The 25,747-nt window shown below is 66.8% G+C and carries 20 protein-coding genes, 2 pseudogenes and 1 other annotated feature; of the genes and pseudogenes, 13 read left to right on the forward strand and 9 right to left on the reverse strand.

Annotation, left to right across the window (positions count from 1 at the left end; all coding sequences use genetic code 11):
* Positions 1–83: 83 nt before the first annotated feature.
* From AZL_RS23340 to AZL_RS23355, 4 genes and pseudogenes are all read right to left on the reverse strand, one after another.
* Complete coding sequence (locus AZL_RS23340) at positions 84–779, reverse strand: GntR family transcriptional regulator (protein ID WP_042445133.1); 696 nt, start codon at positions 777–779, stop codon at positions 84–86.
* Between the two features lie 85 nt (positions 780–864).
* The gene (locus tag AZL_RS23345) at positions 865–1,341 is read right to left on the reverse strand and encodes an L-2-amino-thiazoline-4-carboxylic acid hydrolase (protein WP_012976906.1); all 477 of its coding nucleotides are present in this window, start codon (positions 1,339–1,341) and stop codon (positions 865–867) included.
* Between the two features lie 681 nt (positions 1,342–2,022).
* Entirely contained in the window at positions 2,023–3,114 is a 1,092-nt protein-coding gene (locus AZL_RS23350; RefSeq protein ID WP_012976907.1) for an IS630-like element ISAzs31 family transposase, read from the reverse strand.
* A 153-nt stretch (positions 3,115–3,267) separates the two neighbouring features.
* Positions 3,268–4,500 (reverse strand): annotated as a pseudogene (locus tag AZL_RS23355) (IS3 family transposase).
* Positions 4,100–4,216 (reverse strand) — a sequence feature (AL1L pseudoknot). Its footprint overlaps the pseudogene before it by 117 nt.
* Before the next feature lie 92 nt (positions 4,501–4,592).
* On the opposite strand from AZL_RS23355, the pseudogene AZL_RS34700 reads away from it, so the two are divergent.
* From AZL_RS34700 to AZL_RS23375, 4 genes and pseudogenes are all read left to right on the forward strand, one after another.
* A pseudogene (locus AZL_RS34700) lies at positions 4,593–4,790 on the forward strand (transposase); the annotation flags it as partial.
* Between the two features lie 112 nt (positions 4,791–4,902).
* Positions 4,903–5,934 (forward strand): IS110-like element ISAzs32 family transposase, encoded by a 1,032-nt coding sequence (locus AZL_RS23365; RefSeq protein WP_012976683.1) that lies wholly within the window; start codon positions 4,903–4,905, stop codon positions 5,932–5,934.
* 702 nt (positions 5,935–6,636) lie between these two features.
* The gene (locus tag AZL_RS23370) at positions 6,637–7,977 is read left to right on the forward strand and encodes an IS1380-like element ISAzs3 family transposase (RefSeq protein WP_012973088.1); all 1,341 of its coding nucleotides are present in this window, start codon (positions 6,637–6,639) and stop codon (positions 7,975–7,977) included.
* Between the two features lie 293 nt (positions 7,978–8,270).
* Entirely contained in the window at positions 8,271–8,669 is a 399-nt protein-coding gene (locus AZL_RS23375) for a c-type cytochrome (RefSeq protein WP_371304242.1), read from the forward strand.
* Positions 8,670–8,844: 175 nt separating this feature from the next.
* Here AZL_RS23375 and AZL_RS23380 read toward each other — a convergent pair whose 3' ends face one another.
* From AZL_RS23380 to AZL_RS23395, 4 genes are all read right to left on the reverse strand, one after another.
* Complete coding sequence (locus AZL_RS23380; protein WP_012976913.1) at positions 8,845–9,696, reverse strand: IS110 family transposase; 852 nt, start codon at positions 9,694–9,696, stop codon at positions 8,845–8,847.
* Between the two features lie 200 nt (positions 9,697–9,896).
* Positions 9,897–10,892 carry a hypothetical protein gene (locus AZL_RS23385; protein ID WP_052293757.1) on the reverse strand — a complete coding sequence of 332 codons (996 nt, stop codon included), beginning with the start codon at positions 10,890–10,892 and terminating at the stop codon, positions 9,897–9,899.
* A 69-nt stretch (positions 10,893–10,961) separates the two neighbouring features.
* A complete protein-coding gene (locus AZL_RS23390) occupies positions 10,962–12,368 on the reverse strand; it encodes an L-serine ammonia-lyase (RefSeq protein WP_042445135.1) in 1,407 nt (468 codons plus the stop codon).
* A 127-nt stretch (positions 12,369–12,495) separates the two neighbouring features.
* Positions 12,496–13,770 carry a serine/threonine transporter gene (locus AZL_RS23395; RefSeq protein ID WP_012976916.1) on the reverse strand — a complete coding sequence of 425 codons (1,275 nt, stop codon included), beginning with the start codon at positions 13,768–13,770 and terminating at the stop codon, positions 12,496–12,498.
* A gap of 334 nt (positions 13,771–14,104) precedes the next feature.
* Between AZL_RS23395 and AZL_RS23400 the strand changes: the two genes are divergently transcribed.
* Both AZL_RS23400 and btsR read left to right on the forward strand, forming a co-directional pair.
* Positions 14,105–15,799: a sensor histidine kinase gene (locus AZL_RS23400; protein WP_012976917.1), complete on the forward strand. Its 1,695-nt coding sequence runs from the start codon at positions 14,105–14,107 to the stop codon at positions 15,797–15,799.
* Positions 15,796–16,515, forward strand: coding sequence for a two-component system response regulator BtsR (btsR, locus tag AZL_RS23405; protein WP_012976918.1), 720 nt, complete (start codon positions 15,796–15,798; stop codon positions 16,513–16,515). The genes AZL_RS23400 and btsR overlap by 4 nt, the downstream gene beginning before the upstream one ends.
* A 7-nt stretch (positions 16,516–16,522) precedes the next feature.
* Here btsR and AZL_RS23410 read toward each other — a convergent pair whose 3' ends face one another.
* Positions 16,523–17,479 carry a LysR family transcriptional regulator gene (locus AZL_RS23410; protein ID WP_012976919.1) on the reverse strand — a complete coding sequence of 319 codons (957 nt, stop codon included), beginning with the start codon at positions 17,477–17,479 and terminating at the stop codon, positions 16,523–16,525.
* A gap of 188 nt (positions 17,480–17,667) precedes the next feature.
* On the opposite strand from AZL_RS23410, the gene AZL_RS23415 reads away from it, so the two are divergent.
* From AZL_RS23415 to AZL_RS23445, 7 genes are all read left to right on the forward strand, one after another.
* On the forward strand, positions 17,668–19,212 hold the full coding sequence (locus tag AZL_RS23415) for an ABC transporter substrate-binding protein (protein ID WP_042445140.1): 1,545 nt from the start codon (positions 17,668–17,670) through the stop codon (positions 19,210–19,212).
* Positions 19,213–19,288: 76 nt separating this feature from the next.
* Positions 19,289–20,206, forward strand: a complete 918-nt coding sequence (locus AZL_RS23420) for an ABC transporter permease (protein ID WP_012976921.1) — start codon at positions 19,289–19,291, stop codon at positions 20,204–20,206.
* Entirely contained in the window at positions 20,203–21,138 is a 936-nt protein-coding gene (locus AZL_RS23425; protein ID WP_012976922.1) for an ABC transporter permease, read from the forward strand. Before AZL_RS23420 ends, AZL_RS23425 begins: the two co-directional genes overlap by 4 nt.
* Before the next feature lie 5 nt (positions 21,139–21,143).
* The gene (locus AZL_RS23430) at positions 21,144–22,121 is read left to right on the forward strand and encodes an ABC transporter ATP-binding protein (RefSeq protein WP_012976923.1); all 978 of its coding nucleotides are present in this window, start codon (positions 21,144–21,146) and stop codon (positions 22,119–22,121) included.
* A gap of 12 nt (positions 22,122–22,133) precedes the next feature.
* A complete protein-coding gene (locus AZL_RS23435) occupies positions 22,134–23,087 on the forward strand; it encodes an ABC transporter ATP-binding protein (RefSeq protein ID WP_012976924.1) in 954 nt (317 codons plus the stop codon).
* Between the two features lie 30 nt (positions 23,088–23,117).
* The gene (locus AZL_RS23440) at positions 23,118–24,563 is read left to right on the forward strand and encodes a M20 family metallopeptidase (RefSeq protein WP_012976925.1); all 1,446 of its coding nucleotides are present in this window, start codon (positions 23,118–23,120) and stop codon (positions 24,561–24,563) included.
* Positions 24,560–25,711 (forward strand): M20 family metallopeptidase, encoded by a 1,152-nt coding sequence (locus tag AZL_RS23445; RefSeq protein ID WP_012976926.1) that lies wholly within the window; start codon positions 24,560–24,562, stop codon positions 25,709–25,711. The genes AZL_RS23440 and AZL_RS23445 overlap by 4 nt, the downstream gene beginning before the upstream one ends.
* Positions 25,712–25,747 lie beyond the last annotated feature (36 nt).

Genomic DNA, 25,747 nt, shown 5'->3' on the forward strand with positions numbered 1-25,747 from the left:
CTCCTCGCTGCTCGAAGTCTTGCTGTTTGATGCATCATCATGACGGATGACCCGGTCCTAGGAAACGGCAAAGCGGACGACGATCATGATGCCAGCGCCTGCCGTGTCGGGGGCCGGGTCATGGCGTCGATCCGCTCGAGGATCGGGCCGCTGGCCAGCAGAATGTCGGCCTGGATGGCGATGGCGGCGGCCGGGCCGTCGTGACGGCGGATGGCGTCCATCAATGGGTAGTGATGGTCGATCATGATGCGTCCGGCACCACCATAGACGTCGGCGATCAGTGGTCCCATCTGGAGCCACAACCGCCGCAGAATGTCGCCGAGCACCGGCATGGCGGCGGCCTCGGACAGTTTGAAATGGAAGATCTGGTTGAGTTCGGTGGCAAGCGCGGTGTCCCCGGCAGCCATCGCCTCCTCGTTGCGTATCAGCAGGGCCTCCAACTGACCGATCCGGGCCGGCGTGATCTTCAAGGCCGCCTGGGCGGCGGCCATCCCCTCCAGTTGGACGCGGATGTCGCGGATCTCCAGATAGGTCGCCCGCGACAGCATCGGAACGCGGATGTCGCGCGGCGAGCGCAGCACCAGAGCCTGATCCTGCACCAGACGCAGGATGGCATCGCGCACCGGTGTGACGCTGGTCCCCAGCCTTTCCGCCAGATCGCGGATCTTGAGACGGTCGTTCGGCTTGAACGCCCCCTTCATCAGCGCCTCGCACAGCTTCTGATAGATCGTGCCGCCGAGATTGTCATGGTCGAGAAGGGTGAGATCAAACCCGCTCATCGGCTTTCCTGATCCATCATTCGCTGTATGATGCATCATATTAGGAAGCTGCGGGACGGCGGTCAAGACTGGAATGGGCGGCGGATCATTCATCCTCGGCCTTGAAGCGATAGCGGAAATCGCAATGCCCGGCTCCCTGCATGATGGTCTGCGTGCGCTCCATCGTGATGCGCGGGTCGTAGCCGGTGCAGAAGGCGGCGTCGCGGTTGCAGGACAGCAGATGTCCGATGGCCCCCAACCCCATCTCCTTGTACATCTCGGCATAACGGCAACGCGTGACGTTGTAGTCGAAATGCGTGTCGTCCTGCCGCGTGACCTCCAGGCGCAAGGCGTCGTCCTTGGTCCACAGCGCTTGCAGATCGACGAAGCTCCCGAGGCTGGTCCCCTCCGGCTCGGTGGCGGCGAAGGACCGCGCGGCCGCCAGCGCCGCCTTGGTGATCGCCGCCCCCAGAATCTCCTGCGCCGCGGCTTCGCCCAGACGGGCGGCCATCTCCTCATAGACCGGCTTCAGGATTTCCGCTTCGATGCGGCGTCTTTCAAGAATGCCCATTGGTTCTGTCATGACAGGCTACATTCCTTCAAGCGGCGACCTGGCCAAGAACTTCCGCCAGACGCGATAACGCGATGACGCGATCCTGCCTAAAATACCCGGGCTCCGAAACGGTCATTTCGCGGGGATGCCGTCGAAGACGGATTTCATTTTCCATATACCTGTAGGGGCTTAAACTGAAACGGCAGAATTGCGGCGTTTCCAGTTCTGCTGACATGTCCACATAGTGATTGGAGTTGGCAAGAAAGAGGGTATTTGAACGCCGGACTTGAGCGGGTTTTGGCGGCTGGCTTGGAGAGATTGAGCCTAATGTCCTGTGAGATTGGCCAGCCTCCATGATGCGAGAATCAAGTTAAGCGGTGTGGTTACATGGCACAAAACCGATGCGCTAAGCCAGTGCAGCGGGAAAGAGCTTTGAATCTGGTTACGCCATGGTCGTACTCTGCTGGGATGGAGAGCTTCTGCAATATCTTCTTTACAGGCAAATTTTTCGACATCTAGCGTGTGTTCAATACCAATCCATCATGGATTGGTTGTTTTCACAGGATACACGCCATGGCGAAGTTCTATTTGATTGTGAGGATTGTTTTTATTACTTTGGAAATATTCGGGCGCATCCGCGATATGGTTGGGTAGGCTGCAAAATAGTGGGTGCTTTAGCATCGGCCTTGAGCGTGCTCTAGTGTTCCGACTCTAACGTTTGGTTCCGATGGTTTGGCGTAATGCGGTTTTGGCTTTTTCGACCTTGGCGAGTATTTCCTTGGTGGTCGCCGTCCAAACGAACGGCTTTGGATGCTCGTTGTGTTCGGCAAGATACCGGTAAATCGCGACCTCCAGATCGGTGACGCTCCTGAAGACGCCACGGCGAATGCGCTTGCGGGTGATTTCGGCGAAGAACCACTCGACCATGTTCAGCCAGGACGACGCGGTCGGCGTGAAATGGAGGTGGAACCGGGGATGGCGTTCAAGCCAGGCGGCGACTTCGGCGTGCTTGTGGGTGCCGTAGTTGTCCACGATCAGGTGAAGGTCGATGTCGGCTGGCGTGTCGGCGTCGATGGTGTCGAGGAATCTGATGAACTCCTGATGCCGGTGCTTGTCCATGCAGCGCCCGATCACCCGACCGTCCAGCAGGTTCAGAGCGGCGAACAGGGTCGTAGTGCCATGGCGCTTGTAGTCATGGGTCAGGGTGCCTGCCCGCCCTTTCGTCAACGGCAATCCCGGCTGGGTGCGGTCCAGCGCCTGGATTTGGCTCTTCTCGTCCACCGACAGCACCAGTGCCCGATCCGGCGGATTAAGGTAGAGACCGACGACATCGACCAGTTTGGCTTCGAAATCGGGATCGTTGGATAGTTTGAAGGTCCGGACCTGATGCGGTTTCAGCCCATGGGCCTGCCAGATTTTCTGGACGCTGCTGACCGCGATCCCAACGGCCCGGGCCATGGCCCGGGCACTCCAATGCGTCGCATCGGGAGGCCGTTCCGTGGTCGTCTTGGTCACCACTTGACGCACCGTTGCTTCCGAAAGCGGCTTTTTGCCCGGTGGCCGCGTCTTGTCGCGCAGCAGTCCGTCCACACCCGCTTCGGCAAACCGCGCCTGCCAGCGCCAGACCGTCGGTTTCGACTGCCCGGTTCGCTCCATGATTTCCATCGTCCCGACACCCTCAGCCGTCAGCAGCACGATCTGCGCACGGCGAACGTGCTTTTGACGGGTGTTCCGGTCTGCCACAAGCCTGTCCAACCGAGCCCGATCCTCAGGCGAGAGCTGGAACAAAATCCCCGTTCTCATGACTCAACACTCGCACAGCGCGCGACAAAGGGGAATCGTCTGTTTCGGTCAGAACACTAGTACTACAGTTGCGGATTTTGGCGCATTTTCCGATGTGCTATGGCAGCGGCGAATTGAACCGCGCCGGTTTTCCCGGAGGCCGGTTTGGTTGAGTCACGCCGCCATAGGGACGTCCTCGGTTTGGGCATAATAGCGTGCTTCGGCCTCGGCGGGAGGAATGTTGCCGATGGGTTCGAGGAGGCGTCGGTGGTTGAACCAGTCCACCCATTCCAGGGTAGCGAACTCGACAGCCTCCAGGGTGCGCCACGGCCCGCGGCGGCGGATCACCTCGGTCTTGTAAAGGCCGTTGATGGTCTCGGCCAAAGCGTTGTCATAGGAATCGCCGATGCTGCCGACGGAGGGCTCGACGCCGGCTTCGGTGAGGCGTTCGGTGTAGCGAATGGCGAGATATTGCGATCCACGATCGGAATGATGGACGAGGCCGCTGCCCTTGGTCGGCCGGCGGTCATGCAGAGCCTGCTCCAAAGCATCCAGGACGAAGTCGGCGTGGGCGGTGCGCGACACCCGCCAGCCCACGATGCGGCGGGCGAAGGTGTCGATGACGAAGGCGACGTAGACGAAGCCCTGCCATGTGGCAACGTAGGTGAAATCGGCCACCCACAAGGCATTCGGACGAGAAGCCTGGAACTGGCGGTTCACCCGGTCGAGCGGGCAAGATGCCGCCTTGTCGCTGATCGTGGTGCGCACCGCCTTGCCGCGCATCGCCCCCTTCAAGCCCATGGACCGCATCAGGCGAGCCACCGTGCAGCGCGCCACGTCGAAGCCCTCCCGCCGCAACTGCCGCCACACTTTCCTCACCCCGTAGACCTGGAAGTTTTCATTCCAGACCCGTCGGATAGCCAAACTCAGCTCCGCGTCGCTTCGCGAGCGGGCCGGCGCCTTGGCCGGATCGGCCCGCCGGGCGGCATGGGCGCGGTAGGTTCGACGGGGCGATCGGCAGCACTTTGCAGGTCGGCTCGACCCCGTGGACGGCGCGATGCTCGTCGATGAAGGCGATCATTTCTTGAACGGGCGGTCGAGCTCCGCCTGAGCAAAATACGCCGACGCCTTGCGCAGAATCTCGTTCGCTTGGCGCAGTTCGCGATTCTCACGCTCCAGCGCCTTGATCCGCTCCTGCTCGTCCGTCGTCGGACCGGGCCGCTTGCCCTGGTCACGTTCGGCCTGCCGGACCCAGCCCCGCAACGTCTCCGCCGTGCAGCCGATCTTCGCAGCGATCGAGCCGATCGCAGCCCACTGCGACGCGTGTTCGCCTTCGTGGTCAAACACCATGCGAACCGCGCGTTCGCGCACTTCAGGCGCGTATTTGGGTGATGCTTGCTTCGTCATGTTGAACCCAGTCTCTCAAGAAACGGGGCCTCCAGAAAACCCGGTGCGGTTCAGTCGCAGCCAGCAAGGTGAAGGAGACCGGCGACTGACGGCTGGAGATCGTCAAACGCTCCGATCAGGCCAAGGGCTTTGTCGTGCTCCCGAAGCGGTGGCTGGTCGAGCGAACGCTGTCATGGCTCACACGCTGCCGCCGCCTCGTACGCCATTACGAACTCTATCTCCGAACCTCCGTCGCCTTCATCCGCATCGCAATGATCCGGCTGATGCTCCGGCGCATCCCCAGGAAATAATCTTTCAGGACAGATGGGGTGATTGGGGTCACGCCGAGAAGGTGGCTGCTCCAGACGAGATGAGGGAACGTGGTCCGTGTGCAACGGCCACAAGCATCACGGAGGAGCCGCCATGGAGTATTATGCCGGCCTGGACGTTTCGCTGGAAGAGACTGCGGTGTGCATCATCGATGCGCAGGGTGCGGTGGTGAAGGAGGCCAAGGTTGCCAGCGAGCCGAAAGCGTTGATCGGCTTCTTTGAGGGGGTCGGCCTGTCGATGGGTCGGATCGGTCTGGAAGCGTGTTCGCTGACGGCTTGGCTTCACGATCGGATGGCGGCGGCGGGTCTGCCCGTCGTCTGCATGGAAACGCGCCAAGCCAAGGCGGCGATGGGGGCGATGCCGATCAAGACGGATCGCAACGATGCCCGCGGGCTGGCGCAGATCGTGCGGACCGGCTGGTTTCGACCGGTGCACGTCAAGAGCGCGCAATGCCGGTCCTGGCGGGCGTTGCTGAGTGCCCGGCGCCTGGTGCTGAACAAGTTGCGCGACATCGAAAACGGTGTGCGGGCGCTGCTGCGCGAGGTCGGGATCAAGCTCGGAACACCCGGACGCAAGCAATTCGCCGCCCGGGTTCGCGAATTGGCGGCTTCCGACGCCGTCTTGGCGGCCTTGGCCGAACCGCTGCTGACGATCATCGAAACCATGCTGGGCGAACTGGCACGCCTGACCCGGCAGGTTCTGACGATCGTACGCGGCGAAACGGTCTGCCGCCGCCTGATGACGGTGCCCGGCGTCGGCCCGCTGACTGCCTTGGCCTTCCGCGCCACGGTGGACCGGCCCGAGCGCTTCCGCCACTCGCGCGATGTCGGCGCCCATCTCGGCTTGACGCCGCGGCGCTACCAGTCAGGGGAAACCGATATCCAGGGAAGGATCAGCCGATGTGGCGACGAGCTGGCGCGAACCGCCCTGTATGAGGCGGCCCACGCGCTGCTCGTCCGCTCGCGGAAATGGTCGAGCCTGCGGGCCTGGGGCATGAAGGTCGCGAAGGCTCGCGGCATGGCCCGGGCACGCGTTGCCGTCGCCCGCAAGCTCGCGGTCATCCTGCATCGGATGTGGCAGGACGGCAGCGAGTTCCGCTGGGGTAAGGAGCCCGTCGCCGCATGACGATGTAGAAGCCCACCAACCGAATTCGTCGGCAGCGACGAACCGGATCGTTCCCGTGGGGACGATGGGCGAGGCGATCTCGTTGAGAGTCCGGAACCGCCGGGGGCAACTCCGGCAGGTCGCCAGACAGATTGAGACGCCTCGCCTTCCGGACCCCATGATGCGGCGGCCTCCGCGCCGACCGCGAAGAGAAGCGCGTGACCCAGGGGAACGGTCATTCGTCCAGCCCGACCGCCGGCCAGTTCAGCACCGTGCTCGGGACCGTCAAGGACGCGGTACCCGCGCCGCTGACGCGGTGACCTGCGGCCATCCTTGACCGTCCCGGCGCGCGGCGCTCTGACGATCCCAGGTCGGGACGGAGGGATGGTCTGGATCAGTCGAACAAAGGGATAAGCACCCCCATACCCGCCGAAATCAGTAGGGAGCAGAAAAGGCACATCCCGCCTTGACCCCACAAACCCAATCAGAGAAGACTCTAAGCCATCCGTGGCAGGAACGCGATCCGGCGGCATGAGACGATTCGCCGCACCCTTCGGATGTGGTTGCTGCCCGCGATTCCCTTAATGCGGTGAATGATATCGGGAAAGCCGATGTTAGCCGGGAAAATTCATGAGGGTTGGCGGGTGTAGCGGCATCCGTTGAGCGGCCGTAGGATTTGGGTGCTGACGCCAACTCCTGCCGTTTCCGGAGCGCCCACCCGCCATGGTTGATCATACCCTGCCGCTGCCCGGCCTGTCACCCGTTGCTGGAAAGCCGGTGATCGGGCGCTTTGATGGCGGCCGCCTGTCCTCCGATGGCGGGCTGCTGGTGCTGCGGGAGGTGGCGAAGCGGCTGCGGATTGCCGATCGGCTGGCCGCCTGTATTGAGGACCCGCGCGATCCAACGCGCACCGTGCATTCGCTGGCCGACATCATCGGCTTTCGCCTGCTGGCCATCGCGGCGGGCTACGAGGACGGCAACGACGCCGGCAGCCTACGCTCCGACCCGCTGTTCAAGATGGCCCTGGAACGCCTGCCGTCCGAGCGTGACCTTTGCTCGCAAGCCACCATCTCGCGCCTGGAGAACCTGCCGGATACCCGCGCACTGCTGCGCATGGGCCGAGCCATGGTCGATCTCTACTGCGCGTCCTTTCGCCAGGTGCCCAAGCGCATCGTGCTGGATGTAGACGACACCTTCGACACGGTGCATGGCGGTCAGCAGTTGCGCCTGTTCAACGCCCATTATGACGAGTACGGCTTCCAGCCCATCGTTGTCTTCGACGGCAACGGCCGCTTTGTCACCGCTGTGCTGCGCCCAGCCAAGCGGCCCAAGGGGACGGAGATCCGGACCTTCCTGCGTCGCCTGCTCCGCGCCATTCGGGCAAACTGGCCCAAGACCGAGATCCTGCTGCGCGCCGACGGCCATTACGCCTGCCCGGAGGTGCTGGACTGGTGCGAGGCGGAGGGGCTCGACTACGTGCTCGGTCTGCCGACCAGCAGCACACTGCGCCGTCACGTCACCACGCTGGAGGCCAGCACCGCGGCGCGCTTCCAGGCCATGCCCGGAGCCGACAAGGTGCGCCGCTTCAAGGAATTCTATGACGGGGCCAGCACCTGGAGCCGGGTCCGCCGCATCGTCGCGCGCGTCGAGGCAGGAGACCAGGGCACCGACAGCCGCTTCATCGTCACCAACCTACGCCACGGCACGGGTCGCTGGCTGTATGCCGGCCTGTATTGCGCGAGGGGACAGGCGGAAAATCATATAAAAGCCTGGAAATCCCACCTTGCCGCAGACCGGACCTCCTGCACCAAGGCGACGGCCAACCAGTTCCGCCTGTTCCTGCACGCCGGGGCGTACTGGCTGCTGTGGAGCCTGCGCTCGCTGATGCCGAAACGCTCCCGCTGGCGCACGGTGCAATTCGACACCTTGCGGCTGCGCTTGGTGAAGACCGCCGCGCGTATCGTGGAGATGAAGACGCAGATCAAGGTGCACCTGCCGACCAGCGCGCCTGATCAGGCGATCATCCACCTCGCCCTCGGCCGCATGCCCCGGCTCATCTGCTGAGCACCGGGGCAGCGTGCCCCAGCCGTCACCCAATCCCCTCCACCACCAACTCCGACACCGTCACGCCGCCGTCAGCGCGGCGGCCGACGACGCGCGCCCATACAGCCCAACGTTGATCATCTCAACGCGGCGACCAGACCGCTCGCCACCCTGGTGAATAAAGGCGGTTAGCCATCGGGTAAATTCGCTTTCTGGCCATCCAGGCCGCCGTTAGCCTCCGCGTGAACCGCCGGAGGGAAGCCGGCCGCCGTCCCCGGACATTCGGGGAGGCGATTGCAAAGGGGAGTTCCGCCTTGTCCGCCAAGCGCAGCGTTCTGTTCGCATCCGCCCTTCTGATGTCCGGCGGCATCCTCATCGTCCAGGGCACCGCCCAGGCCGCCGACGGCGACGCGGCGGCGGGCAAGGCGGTGTTCAACACCTGCAAGGCCTGCCACACCATCGAGGCCGGCGGCCCCAACCGCGTCGGCCCGAACCTGCACGGCATCGTCGGTCGGCCCGCCGGCAGCGCCGCCGGCTTCAGCTATTCCCCGGCGATGAAGGATGCCGGCTATGTCTGGGACGAGCAGAAGCTCGACACCTATCTGAAGGACCCGAAGGCGGCCCTGCCCGGCAACAATATGGCCTTCGCCGGCGTCAAGGACGACGCCAAGCGCGCCGACCTGATCGCCTATCTGAAGAGCGAGTCGCAGTGACGGTGTGAGAGCAACCGTATTTTTTGGGTAGCGAGAGCTGAACCGTTCGTGCTCCCCGTCAAGGCTCGCGCTGGCGCGCGCCCGCCCTTCGGGCGGCTTTGGCCTTGACGGGTCCGCGCACTCGGTTCGTTAGGCTTTGGCATGCGGTCGGCGCGGTGCGCCGACCGTCGGCATCTCAGGCTTTCAGGCCTGCTTGTTCGTTCCAGGTCTGAGCGTGGGCGAGCATGGCGTTCAATCGGGTCAGCAGCTTGCGCATGCAAGCGGTGATGGCGAGTTTGGGCGGCTTTCCCGCCTTGACCAGCCGTTGATAGAAGGCGGCCACAATGCCTTTGGTGTGCGGCGCCACCCCAGCCAAGGCCGCCATTTGCCCACCGGTCAGCCGACCCAGTTCCGGGGCCAGAGCGGCAAGGCTGACGGCCACCACTGGGCCAATGCCTGGAGCGGTCACCAAGCGCTCGACCGTCTGCTTGATGATGGGCGAGGAGTGAACTTGGCGGGTGAGCGTGTCGTCCAACTTGGCGATGCTCCGGCTCAAAGCCTCGATGGCGGCGTCGACCGCCTCGCGAGCCGCCTCGGGCGCTGCCGTCGCTACCTTTCGCAGGTCGGCGCGCTTGTCGACCAGGGCGCGTCGTGTGCAAACCAATCCCGCAAGTTCCTCGCGCGCCCGATCCGGGACCACCGACGGGCCACCAGCCATGCATGCGGTGAATTCGGCAATGACCCGCGCATCGATCGGGTCGGTCTTCGCCCACTGCCCCTTGGCCTTGGCAAAGTAACGCACACGTGCAGGGTCGAGGACATGAACCTCCAGACCCACCGCGACCAGGGCGTCGCGCACCGGACGCTCGTAGCCGCCGCTGGCCTCAAGCCCAACCCGCACAGCGCCCTGCTCCTTGATCCAGATCGCCAACTCCTGATGCCCCTCGGGCGTGTTGGCAACCTGTTGGTGGGCCACAGCAGGGAAAAGGGCTGCATCCAGCCGGGATTTCCCGCAATCGATGCCGACATGAACAGCCGCTTGTGACATCCTCGTATTCCTTCCTTGTGGTGCGGGCTCAACGCCCGAGCAACCGTGCGGACTTCAAGGAAGGCTGGCCGCCCTCACGCTCACTAAAGGCGTCTTACGCCTCGGGGGCAACAGGGTCGGCCAACCCGGACGGCTCGAGGCCAACGAGCCGTCCGGGCTTCAATATGGGCCTGCCGCAATACACAAGGGGGCCGTTCCGGTCAGGCGGCCAGGGGCCGGCCGCCGCGCGAGGCGGCCAGCCGCGAGATGATCGCGCAAGAGGCGAGACGGGCGTCCAGATCGTCCGCCTTGCCGGCGAAGAGGACCGGCACCGCCGCACCCTGCACGATGCTGGCCTTCAGCCCGAGGAGCCGCAGGCTGTCGGGCGAGCGCGGCAGCGTTTCGACCAGCGCGCTCGTCATCTCCTCGTCATCGGCGCTTCCCAGCATGATCGCCCCGACCTTGCCGATCCGGGCCAGGGTGGCGGCGACCTCGGCCGTGGCGGCGTGATCGGCGCCGATCAGGTGATAGGGCCGGATGTCAAGGTGGCAGAGCGCCGCCACCGCGCAGATGCGGGCGGCCGGACCGATCAGGACCGGCTCGATCAAGCCGGCCTCGGCCGCCGTCACGGCGGTGGTGAGGGTGGCGGCGTCGCACGGCTCGACGACGGCGACGCGCAGCGGCGGCAGGCCGGCGCATCCGGCGAGCAGATCCCGGTAGCCGTGGCGGCCCGTCGCGTGGTGCGCCGGTTCCGCCGGCGCGGCGGGCCTCCCGCTGGGGATCGGGATTTCGACGCTGCCGCTGGCGACGAGGCCGCCGTCAGCGCCGACGCAGTCGCAGGCCAGGATGATGACCGGCGGAGCGGAGCGTTTCGCGACGATGGTGACGGTCGCCGTGACGACCTCCTCCGCCTCGACCGGCCGCGCGACGTCGAGATGCTGGGTCCGGTGCAACCCGCCCGCGCCGGGCAGGCTGGTCTCCAGCACGCGGGACACCAGCCCGTGCAGCCACAGGTCGGAGACCGGCACCGGATCGGCGGAGCGGGTTTCGCCGCCGGAATGGACGAGATCGCCGGCCAGGACGCCGCACAGTTCGGCCTCCATCGCGGTGAAGCGGCTGCACATGCTGGCCGTCTCGCCGATGCCCAGCCTGCCGAGGGCGACGCCGTCGGCGATGGCCCGACCGTGGACGATGCTTTCCGTTTCGCTTGAGTGCATCACGCGATACCTCCGATCTGCGAAAGGGCGATTTGCGAAAGGGCGATTCGCGGGAAGACGCGCCTGGCTTCAGGCCGCCCAGTTGGTGCTGTCGGCGTCCGGGGCCGAGCGCGACGCCTGCGCCACCACCTTGACCGCGAGGCCGCCGCAGGAGGTCTCACGGTATTTCGGATCCATGTCCTTGCCGGTCTCGAACATCGTCTCGATCACCTTGTCGAGCGAGACCAGCGCCTCGCTGGTGCGGTGCAGGGCCATGCGGGTGGCGTTGATCGCCTTCATCGCCCCCATGGCGTTGCGTTCGATGCAGGGGATCTGCACCTGCCCGCCGACCGGGTCGCAGGTCAGGCCGAGATTATGCTCCATGGCGATCTCGGCGGCGACGCACACCTGTTCGGGGCTGCCGCCCATCAGGTCGGCGAGACCGCCGGCGGCCATCGAGCAGGCGACGCCGACCTCGCCCTGGCAGCCGACCTCGGCGCCCGAGATCGAGGCGTTCGTCTTGTAGAGCGCGCCGATGGCGGCCGAGGCCAGGAAGAAGCGGACGCAGGCGTCCTCGTCCACCGGCTTGATGAAGTTGTGGTAGTAGGCGAGCACCGCCGGGACGATGCCGCAGGCGCCGTTGGTCGGCGCGGTGACGACGCGCCCGCCCGCCGCATTCTCCTCGTTCACGGCGAAGGCGAACATGTTGACCCAGTCGACGACGTTCATCGGGTCGCGCGACAGCGCCTCCGACGAGGCGAGCTGGCGGCGCAGCAGGGCGGCGCGGCGGGGAACCCGCATCGGTCCCGGCAGCACGCCCTCCGTGGTCATGCCGCGCTCCATGCAGGCGCGCATCGTCTGCCAGATGTTGGTGAAATAATTGTGGATCTCCTGCTGGCTGTGCAGGGTGAGCTCGTTTTGCAGGACCAGTCCGGAGAAGGACAGCCCGGTCCCGCGGCAATGCTCCAGCAGTTCGGCGGCCGAGGCGTAGGGATAGGGAAGCTCCATCTCCTCGCCGGCCGGCTTGCCGAAATTCTCGTCCTCGACGACGAAGCCGCCGCCGATGGAATAATAGGTCTTGCCCAGCAGCGGACGGTCGCCGTCGAAGGCCTGGATCGTCATCCCGTTCTCGTGCCGCGGCAGGTTGGAGCGGTGGAAGGTGATGGCGGTCGGCGGGAAGTCGATCGGCCGGCCCTCCTGCCCCAGCGGCAGGCGCCGGGAGTTGCGCACCTGCTGGAGGAAGGCGGGAATGGCGTCGATGGCGACGCTGTCCGGCAGGTTGCCGGCGAGGCCGAGCATCAGGGCGACGTCGGTCTGGTGGCCCTTGCCGGTCAGCGCCAGCGAGCCATAGATGTCGACCGCGACGCGGGTGGTGGCGTCGAACCCGCCGCAGGAGCGCAGGGCGTCCACGAACTGCTTGGCTGCCCTCATCGGTCCCACCGTGTGCGAACTGGAGGGGCCGATACCGACCTTGTAGAGGTCGAACATGCTGATCATGGCTTGCTTCCTTCCCGTGGACGGCTCTGGACAGGCTTTGGGGGGACGGTCTTTCCTCCGCCGCTTCGGGCGGCGTCCCGTCACGGTCCGGACGGGGCGCCGCCTGGGGCGGGAAGGCGGTTGGGGGTCAGAGGCTGAGCAGGGAGTAGAGGATGGCGGAGATCGCGACGCTGCCGATGAACATCACCACCACGTTGCCCGGCTGGCCGGCATATTTGCGCATCGCCGGCACCTTGCGGATCGCGTACATCGGCATGATGAAGAGGAGCGAGGCGATGATGGGGCCGCAGAGCGATTCGATCATGCCGAGGATGCTGGGGTTCAGCGTGGCGGCGATCCAGACGGCGGCGACCATGAACAGGGCGCTGAAGCGGTTGATGGCCTTGAGGTCGACGGCCTTGCCCTGGCCGCGCAGATGCTGGGAGATCAGACCGTTCAGACCTTCGCGGGCGCCGAGATAGTGGCCGAAGAAGGATTTGGTGATGGCGACGAAGGCGACGGCCGGGGTCAGGAAGGCCATCAGCGGGTTGTCGAACTTGTTGCCGAGATAGGACAGGATCGAGATGTTCTGGGACTTGGCGTCGGCCAGCTCCTGCGGGCTCAGGCTGAAGACGCAGCTGAAGACGAAGAACATGACGACCAGGACCATCATGACGACCGCGTATTTCTCGATGCGGGTGGTCTGGGCCTCGGCCTCGTCGCCATAATGGTTCTGCTGGGCGACGACGAAGCGGGAGATCGCCGGGGAGTGGTTGAAGGAGAAGACGAGGGCCGGGATGCTGAGCCACAGGGTCAGGCTGAACTGTCCGGCGGTCGGGGCCTGCTCAAGCACCGCGCCGTTCCAGTCGGGGGCCAGATAGAGGCCGATGCCCATCAGGACGACGACGAAGGGATAGACGAGCCAGCCCATGACCTTGACGACCATCTGCTCGCCCAGCTTGATGACCGCCATCAGCCCCAGGATCAGGCCGAGCGACAGCAGGATGCGCGGCGGCGGGACCATGCCCAGCTGATGCACCATGAAGCTCTGGACCGTGTTGGTCAGGCCGACGCCGTAGATCAGCAGGATCGGCAGGATGGTGAAGAAATACAGCAGCGTGATGAGCTTGCCGGCGGTGCTGCCGAAATGCTCGGCCACCACCTCGGTGATGTCGCTGCCCGGCTTGGCGGAGGACAGGATGAAGCGGCACAACCCGCGATGGGCCAGATAGGTCATCGGAAAGGCGATGACCGCCATGACCAGCAGCGGCCAGAAGCCGCCGAGACCGGCATTGATGGGAAGAAAAAGCGTCCCGGCGCCAATGGCTGTTCCGAACAGCCCAAGCATCCACATGGTATCGTGCTTGGTCCACGGCAGTGGAGGATTGCCGAGTCTCGTGGATTCCGTTGAGATGCTGACCATTTCATGCCTCCAGCATGCCTTCCACCGTGGATTTCTTGGCCATCGCGGTAAGGCTGCGCTCTGTTGATCTGAAGGAAGCCTATCAACAGCCCGGCGGCAATTCCCGGCCCAACTCAGGAGCGGTGGAATAGCGAAATGAGCGGTGGAATGGGCAAATGAGCGGAGCCGGGGGCAGGGGCGGAGATTGGGCGGAGAGGGGGGCGGCCGGCGGGTCCGCGACAACCGCGCCGCCGCATCCCCCTGGCCTTTGCCGTGCGGATGGGCCACACCATGCGCCGCAAGCCTGCCCGGACCGGCCGCGCGGGCACCGGGCCAGGGGCGGGGAGCCTTACCGATGCAGATTGATTCCGCGGGCCTTTCGCTGTTCCTGCTTCAGCAGATGTGCGTCTATCTGGTGGTCGCCTATCTGCTGAGCCGGACGAAGATCTTCATCCCGCTGATGCATGCGACGATCCGGCGGCCGCACAAGCTGGCCTGCTACGTCATCTTCTCGCTGTTCTGCATCATGGGGACCATCCTCGGCATGCCGGTGGTCCACGCCATCGCCAACACGCCGGCGATCGGCGCCGTGCTCGGCGGTCTGCTCGGCGGTCCGCTGGTCGGGCTGGCGGTCGGCGTCACCGGCGGGCTGCACCGCTATTCGCTGGGCGGGGCCTTCGCGCTCGCCGCCGGCCTCGACATCGTCGTGCAGGGGATGCTGGGCGGGCTGATGCACCGCCACCTGATCCGCAAGGGCAAGGCCCGCGCCCTGTACGACCCGGTCAAGGCCGGCGCCCTCACCTTCGTCGGGGTGCTGATCGAGCTGCTGATCGACCTTGCGGTCGCGAAGCCCTTCGACCAGACGCTGGAGATCGTGCGGCTGATCGCGGTGCCGGAACTGATCGCCAATTCACTGGGGGCGGCGCTGTTCATGGGCATCCTGATCGACCGCCGCGCCGTGATCGAGCGGCAGTCCAGCCTGTTCTCCGCCAAGGCGCTGGCGATCGCGGCGCGGGCCGACGGCGTGCTGCGCCGGGGCTTCAACCAGGAGAACAGCATGACCGTCGCCCGGATCATCTATGAGGAGACCGGGGTGGGCGCCGTCGCCATCACCGACCGCGAGAAGATCCTCGCCTTCATCGGCATCGGCGACGACCATCATCTGCCCGGCACGCCGATCTCGTCGCTGAACACGCTGGACGCCATCGCCCACAATGAGGTCACCTATGCCGACGGCAACGAGGTGGCCTATCAATGCTCGATCAGCCCGACCTGTCCGTTGGGGGCGTCGCTGGTCATCCCGCTGGTCGGCGAGGACAGCCATGTCATCGGCACCATCAAGCTGTACGAGCCCAAGACCAAGCTGTTCTCCACCATCAACCGCACGCTGGGCGAAGGCATCGCCAAGCTGCTGTCGAGCCAGATCCTGGCCGGGCGCTACGAACAGCAGAAGGCGCTGCTGGCCCAGGCGGAGATCAAGCTGCTGCACGCCCAGGTCAACCCGCATTTCCTGTTCAACGCGCTGAACACCATCGCCGCCGTCACCTGCGACGATCCGGAGAAGGCGCGCGACCTGATCGGCGACCTGTCCACCTTCTTCCGCATGAACCTGAAGCGCCCGAGCGAGATCGCCCCGCTGGCCGAGGAGATCGAGCATGTGAACGCCTATCTCCAGATCGAGCTGGCGCGCTTCTCCGACAGCCTGACGGTGGACATCGACATTCCCGACAGCCTCGGCCGGGTGCGGCTGCCGGCCTTCACGCTTCAGCCGGTGGTGGAGAACGCCATCAAGCACGGCACCTCGCAGCAGCTCCGCCCCGGCCATGTCGCCATCACCGCCCGCGAGGAGGGCGGCATGCTGGTCATCGACGTCGAGGACAATGCCGGGCTCTACGAGCCGAAGCCGGCCGGGCAGGGGTTGGGCATGAGCTTGGTGGATCGCCGCATCAGGAACTGTTTCGGCCCCTCCCATGGTGTTACCGTCGCGTCCGAACGGGATGTCTTCACCCGCGTCACCATCCGGGTTCCGCTGGAGGCCGCGTCCAAATGATCAGTGTCCTCATCGTCGATGACGAGCCGCTGGCCCGCAAGGAGCTGCGCCGCGTGCTCTCCAAGGCCGACGACATCGCCATCGTCGCCGAATGCAGCAACGCCATCGACGCCGTCGGCGTGATCAACCGCGAAAAGCCCGAGGTGGTGTTTCTCGACATCCAGATGCCGCGGGTGAGCGGCATCGAGATGCTGAGCATGCTCGACCATGACAGGATGCCCCACATCGTCTTCCTGACGGCCTATGACGAGTATGCGGTGCAGGCGTTCGAGCAGCACGCCTTCGATTACCTGCTGAAGCCGATCAACCAGGCCCGGCTCGACAAGACGCTGGAGCGCCTGCGCCGCGACCGCGAACCGCAGAAGATCGCCCAGCTTCCCGGCGCCAACCAGCTGCGCCAGATCCCGTGTTTCGGCCAGCACCATGTCCAGCTGGTGCGGATGGAGGAGGTCGAGCATGTCGCCTCCGGCGTCAGCGGCGTCTCGGTCGTCACCGCCGACGGCAGCGAGCGGCCGACCGACCTGCCACTGCACATCCTTCAGGAGCGCACGCCCCTGCTGCGCTGCCACCGGCAATATCTGGTGAACATCGACTTCATCGAGAAGATCAATTTCCTGGAGAATGGTCTGGCGGAAATCCGGACGAGGCGCGGGCAGGTCATTCCCGTCAGCCGGCGCTTCTTCCCGCAGATCAAGGAACGGCTGGGGATCCTCTGAGGAGCTTTCAGGTCTCCTCCGGCTCGCCCGGCGGCAGGTGGGGCAGCGGAATGGGCCGCCCGGGGCCGCGGTTGACGCGCTGGATGATGCCGCATAGATGCGTCGCGAAGGCGTGCACCGCCTCCGGCAGATGGCGGCCGAGCATGGTCTGGATCTGGTAATAGCGCTGGTCGAGCGTGGGGGAGTCGATGGGAACCGACACCACCGGATGGCCGACCGTGCCGGAATGGACGGTGAAGGGGCTGGCGATGGTGATGCCGCCGCCTTCCGCCGCGAAGGCCCACAGCCCGGCGATGTAGTTGGAGGTCAGCACCGGCTCGACCACCACGCCGGCCTGTCCGCAGGCGATGTCGAAGATCTGGCGCACCGTCGTGTCCTTCTCCGGCAGGGCCATCGGCTCGCGGGCCAGTTCGGCCAGCGACACCACCGTCCTGTCCGCCAGCGGGTGGTCCCGTCCCATCACCGCCAGCACCGGCGCCCGGCCCTCCCCCAGCGCCTTCACACCCGGTTCCGGCGCGAAGGAGAAGGTGGCGCCGATGTCGACCTCCCCCTCCCGCACCATCCGCGTCACCGCCGCCGGCGCATCGACGCGCAGCTCGATGCGGATGCCGGGATGGCGGTCGCGGAAGCTGTGGATGGCCGCCGGGATCAGGCTCATCCCGAACCCCTCGGTCCCGGCGACCCGGACCCGCCCGCTGGCCAGCCCGCGCAGCCGCTTCAGCTCGGTGACGATGGCCTCCTCCTCCAGGAAGACGCGCTGGGCATGGCGGGCGAGCAGGTCGCCGGCATAGCTCGGCACCATGCCGCGCGGCCGGCGCTCGAACAGCTCGACGCCGAGGTCGGCTTCGAGATGGGCGATCTGCCGGCTGATGGCGGAGGAGGCGACATGCAGCCGGGCGGAGGCGTCGGCGATGGAGCCGCTGCGGACGACCTCCAGGAAATAGCGCAGCGCGGTGGCGTTCATCTCTTCATCCTCGGGGCCGCCCGCCCTGCCGCGGGGGGGCGGGGGGGGGCGGTCAGGGCTTTTGAAACCGTCGTTGCCGAATCAGCAATGATAACTTCCAACTATTATAGTTGTGGCATGCCATTCTGCACAATATCGTGCCATGGCTATCTTTCGTGCAAATGGACCCTCTTGGACGGAGCTCGGACATGGCGCCCTTTGCGTATGGTAAGTCGATGATGGTCGCCGCCGCGGTGGCGCTGGCTCTGCCCACGGCGGCTCTTCCCTCGGTGGCTCTGGCCAACAAGGCGAACGACACGCTGGTTTACGCGTCCGACAGCGAGCCTGAGAACATCAGCCCCTATCACAACAATCTGCGCGAAGGCGTCATCGTCTCCCATCTGGCCTGGGACACGCTGATCTATCGGAACCCGAAGACCGGCGCCTATGAGCCGGAACTTGCCACCGCCTGGACATGGATCGATCCGGTCACGCTGGAGGTCAGCCTGCGCCAGGGCGTAACCTTCCAGGACGGCTCGCCCTTCTCCGCCGACGATGTCGTCTTCACCTTCAATTACGTGCTGACGCCGGAAGCGAAGGTGGTGACCAAGCAGAATGTCGAATGGATGGCCGGCGCCGACAAGATCGACGACCACACCGTCCGCATCCGCCTGAAGGGCCCCTTCCCGGCGGCGCTGGAATATCTGTCCGGCCCGACGCCGATCTACCCGGCCGCCTATTTCAAGAAGGTTGGTCTGGACGGCTTCTCCAAGGCGCCCATCGGCACCGGTCCCTACCGCGTCACCGCGGTCGAGAACGGCAAGGGCGTGAAGATGGAGAAGTTCAAGGGCTATTGGAAAGGCAGCCCGCTCGGCGATCCGCCCATCGGCAAGATCGAATTCCGCGTCATCCCCGACGGCGAGACCCGCATGGCCGAGCTGATGACCGGCGGCGTCGACTGGATCTGGCGCGTGCCGAAGGATCAGGCCGACCAGTTGAGCGCGGTGCCGAACGTCACCGTGCTGTCGGCGGAAACGATGCGCGTCGGCTTCCTGCAATTCGATGCCGCCGGCCGCACCGCCGCCGACACGCCGATGAAGAACGAGAAGGTGCGCCAAGCCATCGCCCATGCCGTCGACCGTCAGGCGATGGTGAAGAATCTGGTCGGCGGCGGCGCGCGGGTGATGCATTCCGCCTGCTTCATCGATCAGATCGGCTGCACCGACGAGGGCGTGCCGCGCTACGACTACAATCCGGACAAGGCGCGCAAGCTGCTGGCCGAGGCCGGCTATCCCAACGGGTTCGAGACCGATCTCTACGCCTATCGCGAACGCGACTATGCCGAGGCGGTGGTCGGCTATCTGCGCGCGGTCGGCATCCGCGCCAACCTGCGCTTCCTGAAATACGCCGCGATGCGCGAGGCAGCCCGCGCCGGCAAGGTGCCGCTGGAATACCAGACCTGGGGCTCCTTCTCGGTGAACGACGCCTCGGCCTTCACGGGCGTGTGGTTCAAGGAGAACGAGGATGACATGAGCCGGGACCCCAAGGTCAAGGCTCTCCTCGACAAGGCCGACACCACCAACGAGACGGCGGCGCGCAAGGATCTCTACAAGCAGGCGCTGTCGATGATCGCGGAGAAGGGCTATCTGCTGCCGCTGTTCTCCTACCCCAGCAATTACGCCTTCACCTCCGACCTCGACTTTACCGCCCAGCCCGACGAGCTTCCGCGCTTCTACGCCGCCCGCTGGAAGTGAGTCCGCGGCGGCGGGCCGGTTCGGCTGCGGACCGGCCCGCCGCACCTCTCCGCCCGCTCCTCTTTAGGAGTCCGCCATGCTAGCCTTCCTGCTTCGCCGGCTCGCCGTGGCGCTGTCGGTTGTGCTGACCGTCTCGGTCATCGCCTTTCTGCTTCTGCACCTGTCCGGCGATCTCGCCACCGACCTCGCCGGACCCGAGGCGTCGCCCGAGCAGGTGGCGCGGGTGCGGGCCGACTACGGCCTGGACCAGCCGCTGGTCGTCCAGTACGGCCAATGGCTGGCCGGGGCCGTCCGCTTCGATTTCGGCCGCTCCTTCTATTTCCGGGAGTCGGTGGCGTCGCTGATCGGCGACCGTCTGACGATCACCCTGAAGCTGGGCGCCATCGCGCTGGGCCTCGCCCTGGTCTTCGCCATTCCGCTGGGGGCGCTGGCGGCGGTGAAGCGCGGCAGCTGGTTCGACCGCGCCGCCCTGATCTTCTGCGCGCTCGGGCAGGCGGTGCCGACCTTCTGGCTCGGCCTGTCGCTGATCATCGTCTTCGCGGTCAACCTGCGCTGGCTGCCGGTGTCCGGCAACGCGACCTGGAGCCATTTCGTGCTGCCGTCGGTGGCGCTCGGCTGGTACGCCATCCCGGCGGTGATGCGGCTGACCCGCAACGGCATGCTGGACGTGATGGCGTCGGATTACATCCGCACCGCCAGGGCCAAGGGCCTGCGTCCGCGCACCGTCATCTTCAAGCACGCGCTGCGCAACGCGGTGGTGCCGGTGGTGGCGCTGGCGGCGGTGCAGTTCGGCTTCATGCTCGGCGGCTCCATCGTGGTCGAGGCGGTCTTCTCGCTCCAGGGGCTGGGCCAGCTCGCCTGGGAGGCCATCGCGCGCAAGGATTTCCCGGTGGTCCAGGCCATCGTGATGCTGCTCGCCACGATCTACATCCTGCTGACCTTCCTCGCCGACCTCCTCAACGCCTGGCTGGACCCAAGGATCCGCGTCGCATGAGCACCACGAGCGCATCCGCCTCCCCCCCGGCCGCCACCACCCCGGCCGCCGGCTTCGACCCGGTTCCGGTCCGCCGCTCGCCGCTGGCCCGCTTCACCCGGCGGGCGGTCCGCCACCCCGGCTTCATGGCCGGCGCCATCCTCCTGGCCGTCATCCTCGTCCTGTCGCTGGCCGCGCCGCTGTTCACCCCGCACGACCCCTATGCCCAGGACATCTCCCGCCGGCTGATCCCGCCGGTCTGGCACCCCAAGGGGAGTTGGGAGCATTGGCTCGGCACCGACAAGCTGGGGCGCGACTATTTCGCCCGGCTGCTTTATGGCGGGCGCATCTCCCTGCTGATCGGGGCGGCTACGGTGCTGCTGTCGGGGGTGATCGGCACGGCGCTGGGTGTCGCCGCCGGCTTCTTCGGCGGCCGGGTCGACATGGTCATCGGCTACATCATCAATGTGCGGCTCGCCCTGCCGGTGGTGCTGGTGGCGCTCGCTGTGGCGGCCCTGGTCGGCACCTCGCTCAACACCGTCATCGTCGTGCTGGGGCTGCTGCTGTGGGACCGCTTCGCGGTGGTGGCGCGGTCGACGACGCAGCAGATCGCCCACGCCGATTTCGTCGGCGCCGCCCGCGCCATCGGCTGTTCGACGCGGCTGATCGTCTTCTCGGAGGTGCTGCCGAACATCCTCAACCCGCTGATCGTGGTCGCCACGCTGGAGATGGCCCATGCCATCCTGCTGGAGGCGGCGCTGTCCTTTCTCGGCCTCGGCGTCCAGCCGCCGCTGCCGTCCTGGGGCCTGATGATCTCCGAGGGCAAGCAGTACATGTTCTTCAGCCCCTGGGTCATCACCATCCCCGGCGTGGCGCTGGTGGCGCTGGTTCTCGGCATCAACCTCCTGGGCGACGGCCTGCGCGACGTCACCGCCCCCGACAACCGGAGCTGACGGCCATGCCCCTGCTCGACGTCGACAACCTGACCATCGAGATCCCCACCGAAGCCGGGCTGCTCCATGCCGTCAACGGGGTGTCCTTCACCCTGGAGCGCGGCGAGACGCTGGCCATCGTCGGCGAGAGCGGGTCCGGCAAGTCGCTGACCTCGCTGGCGCTGATGGATCTGCTGCCGTCCAGGGCGGTGCGCAAGGCGCGCTCCCTGCGCTTCGACGGCATCGACCTGATGGCCGCCGGCCGCCGCGCGATGGAGGATCTGCGCGGCGACCGCATGGCGATGGTCTTCCAGGAGCCAATGACCTCGCTGAACCCGGCCTACACCATCGGCGACCAGTTGGGCGAGGCGTTGCGCCGCCATCGTCCGGTCGGGCGGGCGGCGGCGCGCGACCGCGCGGTCCATCTGCTGGAGCGGGTCGGCATCACCGCCGCCGCCTCGCGGCTCGGCCAGTATCCGCACCAGCTGTCGGGCGGCCTGCGCCAGCGGGTGATGATCGCCATGGGGCTGATGTGCGAGCCCGACCTGATCATCGCCGACGAGCCGACCACGGCGCTGGACGTGACGATCCAGGCCCAGATCCTGCTGCTGCTGCGCGACATCCAGCGCGAGTTCGGCATGGGGCTGATCCTGGTCACCCATGACCTGGGCGTCGTCGCCCGCGTCGCCACCAAGGTGGCGGTGATGTATGCCGGCCGGCTGGTCGAGACCGGCCCGGTCGGGGCGGTGTTCGGCGCCCCCAGCCATCCCTACACCCAGGGGCTGCTGCGCGCCATCCCGGTTCCCGGCCGCACCCGGCCGGGCGAGCCGCTGGGCACCATTCCGGGGCAGGTGCCGAACCTGATCGGCCCGCTGGCCGGCTGCGCCTTCCGCAACCGCTGCGACCGCGCCACCGACGCCTGTGCCGCCGCCATTCCGGAGCGCGACCTCGGCCCCGGCCACCGCATGGCCTGCGTGCTCGACCCCATCGTCCTTCCGTCCTGATCGGAGACCGAGATGACCGTTCCGGTGCTCGAACTTGAGAACGTCACCAAGATCTATCCGGTGTCGCAGGGGATGTTCAAACCCAAGGCGATGCTGACCGCCGTCGGCGGGGTATCGCTGACCGTCGCCCGCGGCGAGGTTCATGCGCTGGTCGGCGAAAGCGGGTCCGGCAAATCGACGCTGGCGAAGATGCTGCTGGGCCTGACCAGGCCGACCGCCGGCGAGATCCGCATCGACGGCGTCCCCATCGCCCGCACCGACCGGCGGGAGGTGGCGCGGCGCATCCAGCCGGTGTTCCAGGATCCCTATTCCTCGCTGAACCCGCGCAAGTCGGTGGCCGACCTGATCACGCTGCCGCTGGTCGCCCACAACATCGGCAGCGCGGCCAGCCGGCAGAAGAAGGCGGCGGAGATGCTGGACGCGGTGGGGCTGCCGCGCCGGATGATCGACGCCTATCCCGGCCAGATGTCGGGCGGTCAGCGCCAGCGCGTCGCCATCGCCCGCGCGCTGGTGATGCAGCCGGACGTCCTGATCTGCGACGAGCCGACCTCGGCGCTCGACGTGTCGGTGCAGGCGCAGATCCTGAATCTGCTGATGGAGCTGAAGCGCGAGTTCAAGCTGACCTATTTCTTCATCAGCCACAATCTCGCGGTGGTCGAGCATCTGGCCGACCGGGTGGCGGTGATGTATCTCGGCCGCATCGTCGAGGAGCGCGGGCGCGAGGCCCTGTTCACCCGCGCCAGCCACCCCTATTCCCGCGCGCTGCTCGATTGCGTGCTGACGCCCGATCCGACGCTGGGCATGCCGGACGCGGTTCTCGGCGGCTCCTTCCCCAACCCGATCGCGCCGCCGCCGGGATGCAGCTTCCACCCGCGCTGCCCGTTGGCGATCGACCGTTGCCGCGCCGAGGCGCCCGGTTCCCTGCCGGTGGTCGACGGCGTCGCCGCCTGCCATCTGGCCGCCTGATCCCCCTTTCCTCCACCCCTGAGTTCCGCCATGACCCATCAGCCATCGCGTGACGGCGCCATCGCGCGCGCCGCCCGACATTTCGCGTCCGGCGCCTTCCTGGCCGACCTGACCCGGCGTGTCGCCATCAAGTCCGAAAGCCAGTCGCCCGACCGCGCGGCGGAGCTGCGCGCCTATCTGGATGGGGAGATGATCCCGTCGCTGGCCCGGCTCGGCTTCACCGGCACCATCGTCGACAACCCGGTCGCCGGCCGCGGGCCCTTCCTGATCGCCGAACGGCATGAGGCCGCCGAGCTGCCGACGGTGCTGATCTATGGCCATGGCGACGTGGTGCCGGGCCATGAGGGACGTTGGCGCGACGGCATCGACCCGTGGACGGTGACGATCCAGGGCGACCGCTGGTATGGCCGCGGCACCGCCGACAACAAGGGCCAGCATTCCGTCAACATCGCGGCGCTGGCCCAGGTGATGGCGGAGCGCGGCGGCAGCCTCGGCTTCAACGCCAAGTTCGTGATCGAGATGGGCGAGGAGGCCGGCTCTCCCGGCCTGCGCGCGCTGGCCGAGAGCCACCGCGAGGCCCTTGCCGCCGACGTGCTGATCGCGTCGGACGGGCCGCGGGTGATCGCCGACCGGCCGACGGTCTTCCTCGGCTCGCGCGGGGCGCTGAATTTCGAACTGACCGTCGATCTGCGCCAGGGTGCCCACCATTCCGGCAATTGGGGCGGCCTGCTCGCCAACCCCGGCACCATCCTGGCCAACGCCATCGCCTCGCTGATCGACGGGCAGGGGCGGATCAGGCTCGACGCGCTGAAGCCGGCCGGCATCCCGCCGGCGGTCAAGGCGGCCATCGCCGACCTGACGGTCGGCGGCGGGCCGAACGATCCCGAAATCGACCGCGACTGGGGCGAAGCCGGCCTGACGCCGGAGGAGCGGGTGTTCGGCTGGAACGCGCTGGAGGTGCTGGCCTTCGAGACCGGCAACCCGCGCGCGCCCGTCAACGCCGTCCCCGGCAGCGCCAAGGCGACGCTGCAACTGCGCTTCGTCGTCGGCACCGATCCGGCGAAAGTGCTCGACGCCGTGCGCGCCCATCTCGCCGCCAACGGCTTCGGGCGGGTGCGGGTGACGGCCAGCCGGATGGAGGTGTTCGCCGCCACCCGTCTCGATCCGACCGACCCCTGGGTCGGCTGGGCGCTCGACTCGCTGGCGCGGACGACGGCCAAGAAGCCGGCGCTGCTGCCCAATTTGGGCGGCTCGATCCCCAACGACGTGTTCGCCGAGGTGCTGGGGCTGCCCACCATCTGGGTGCCCCATTCCTACCCCGCCTGTTCGCAGCACGCCCCCGACGAGCATCTGCTGGCCTCGGTCGCCGAGGAGGCGCTGCGGGTGATGGCCGGGCTGTTCTGGGATCTGGGCGAGACCGGCCCCGCCATCCGGGCCGCCCGTGAGAGCACCGGCAAGGAGGCCAGCCGCGCATGACCCCGCTCGCCCAACGCGCCAGCGACTGGCTGGCCACCCGCCGCGCCGAGATGGAGGAGATGCTCCAGCGCATCGTCGACATCGATTCCGGCAGCCGCGACGCCGTCGGCATCGATGCCGTCGGCGCCGTCATGACGGCGATGCTGGAGGCCGACGGCATCGCCGTGACGCGCTTCCCCAACGAGACCTACGGCTCCGTGCTGAAGGCCGAGATCCCCGGACGGGACGGCGGGGCGCCGGTGCTGGTGATGGGGCACCGCGACACCGTCTATCCCAAGGGAACGGTGGCGGCGCGGCCCTTCAGCCGCGACGGCGAGACCGCGCGCGGGCCGGGGGTCGCCGACATGAAGGGCGGGCTGGTCGTCGACGTCTTCGTGTTGCGGGCGCTGAAGGCGGCGGGCGGCGCCGGCTTTCCGCTGATCGGCCTGTTCACCGCCGACGAGGAGATCGGCTCGCCGTCGGGCCGGAGCGTGATCGAGGAGGTGGCGCGCGGCGCGCGGGCAGCCTTCAACGCCGAGCCGGGCCGGGTGTCGGGCAATGTCGTCACCGCGCGCAAGGGTGGTCTGACGCTGGATATCAGTGTGACCGGGCGGGCCGCCCATTCCGGCGTCAACCACGCCGATGGGGCGAGCGCCATCGGGGCGCTGGCGGCGAAGATCACCGCGCTGCACGCGCTGACCGACTATCCCAGCGGCATCACCACCAATGTCGGGGTGATCCGCGGCGGCCGGACGCACAACACCGTCGCCGATCATGCGGAGGCGGCGCTCGACATCCGCTTCCGCTCGGTCGATCAGCTCGACGGGATCCTGGCGCGGGTGGAGGCGATTCTGGCGGCGGAGGATGTGCCGGGCACCAGCGCCTCCTATCAGCGCGGGCACCTGTTCATGCCGCTGGAGGAGCGGCATTCGGCCGAGCTGTTCGCCCGCTACCAGGCGGCGGCGGCCGAGGTCGGTTTCGCGGTGGATGGGGAATTCACCGGCGGATGCGCCGATTCCGGCTTCACCGGGGCGCTGGGCGTGCCGTCGCTCTGCGGGCTGGGGCCGGTCGGCGGAGCGGCCCATACCGAGCGCGAATGGTGCCGGCTCGACACGCTGGTGCCGCGCGCCCAGGCGCTGGCGGTCACCATCGCGGGATTGGATGCCTGACGGAGCTATTCCGTCATTGAAGAAAGCGCCCCCCGA

Origin of the sequence: Azospirillum sp. B510 (genome assembly GCF_000010725.1) — a bacterium.
In the GTDB taxonomy this organism is placed as follows: domain Bacteria; phylum Pseudomonadota; class Alphaproteobacteria; order Azospirillales; family Azospirillaceae; genus Azospirillum; species Azospirillum lipoferum_B.

Coding starts and splice junctions, on each gene's coding strand:
- AZL_RS23340 (WP_042445133.1), bottom strand. CDS start 779: ATGAGCGGGTTTGATCTCACCCTTCTCGACCATGACAATCTCGGCGGC.
- AZL_RS23345 (WP_012976906.1), bottom strand. CDS start 1,341: ATGACAGAACCAATGGGCATTCTTGAAAGACGCCGCATCGAAGCGGAA.
- AZL_RS23350 (WP_012976907.1), bottom strand. CDS start 3,114: ATGAGAACGGGGATTTTGTTCCAGCTCTCGCCTGAGGATCGGGCTCGG.
- AZL_RS23365 (WP_012976683.1), top strand. CDS start 4,903: ATGGAGTATTATGCCGGCCTGGACGTTTCGCTGGAAGAGACTGCGGTG.
- AZL_RS23370 (WP_012973088.1), top strand. CDS start 6,637: ATGGTTGATCATACCCTGCCGCTGCCCGGCCTGTCACCCGTTGCTGGA.
- AZL_RS23380 (WP_012976913.1), bottom strand. CDS start 9,696: ATGTCACAAGCGGCTGTTCATGTCGGCATCGATTGCGGGAAATCCCGG.
- AZL_RS23385 (WP_052293757.1), bottom strand. CDS start 10,892: ATGCACTCAAGCGAAACGGAAAGCATCGTCCACGGTCGGGCCATCGCC.
- AZL_RS23390 (WP_042445135.1), bottom strand. CDS start 12,368: ATGATCAGCATGTTCGACCTCTACAAGGTCGGTATCGGCCCCTCCAGT.
- AZL_RS23395 (WP_012976916.1), bottom strand. CDS start 13,770: ATGGTCAGCATCTCAACGGAATCCACGAGACTCGGCAATCCTCCACTG.
- AZL_RS23400 (WP_012976917.1), top strand. CDS start 14,105: ATGCAGATTGATTCCGCGGGCCTTTCGCTGTTCCTGCTTCAGCAGATG.
- btsR (WP_012976918.1), top strand. CDS start 15,796: ATGATCAGTGTCCTCATCGTCGATGACGAGCCGCTGGCCCGCAAGGAG.
- AZL_RS23410 (WP_012976919.1), bottom strand. CDS start 17,479: ATGAACGCCACCGCGCTGCGCTATTTCCTGGAGGTCGTCCGCAGCGGC.
- AZL_RS23415 (WP_042445140.1), top strand. CDS start 17,668: ATGGCGCCCTTTGCGTATGGTAAGTCGATGATGGTCGCCGCCGCGGTG.
- AZL_RS23420 (WP_012976921.1), top strand. CDS start 19,289: ATGCTAGCCTTCCTGCTTCGCCGGCTCGCCGTGGCGCTGTCGGTTGTG.
- AZL_RS23425 (WP_012976922.1), top strand. CDS start 20,203: ATGAGCACCACGAGCGCATCCGCCTCCCCCCCGGCCGCCACCACCCCG.
- AZL_RS23430 (WP_012976923.1), top strand. CDS start 21,144: ATGCCCCTGCTCGACGTCGACAACCTGACCATCGAGATCCCCACCGAA.
- AZL_RS23435 (WP_012976924.1), top strand. CDS start 22,134: ATGACCGTTCCGGTGCTCGAACTTGAGAACGTCACCAAGATCTATCCG.
- AZL_RS23440 (WP_012976925.1), top strand. CDS start 23,118: ATGACCCATCAGCCATCGCGTGACGGCGCCATCGCGCGCGCCGCCCGA.
- AZL_RS23445 (WP_012976926.1), top strand. CDS start 24,560: ATGACCCCGCTCGCCCAACGCGCCAGCGACTGGCTGGCCACCCGCCGC.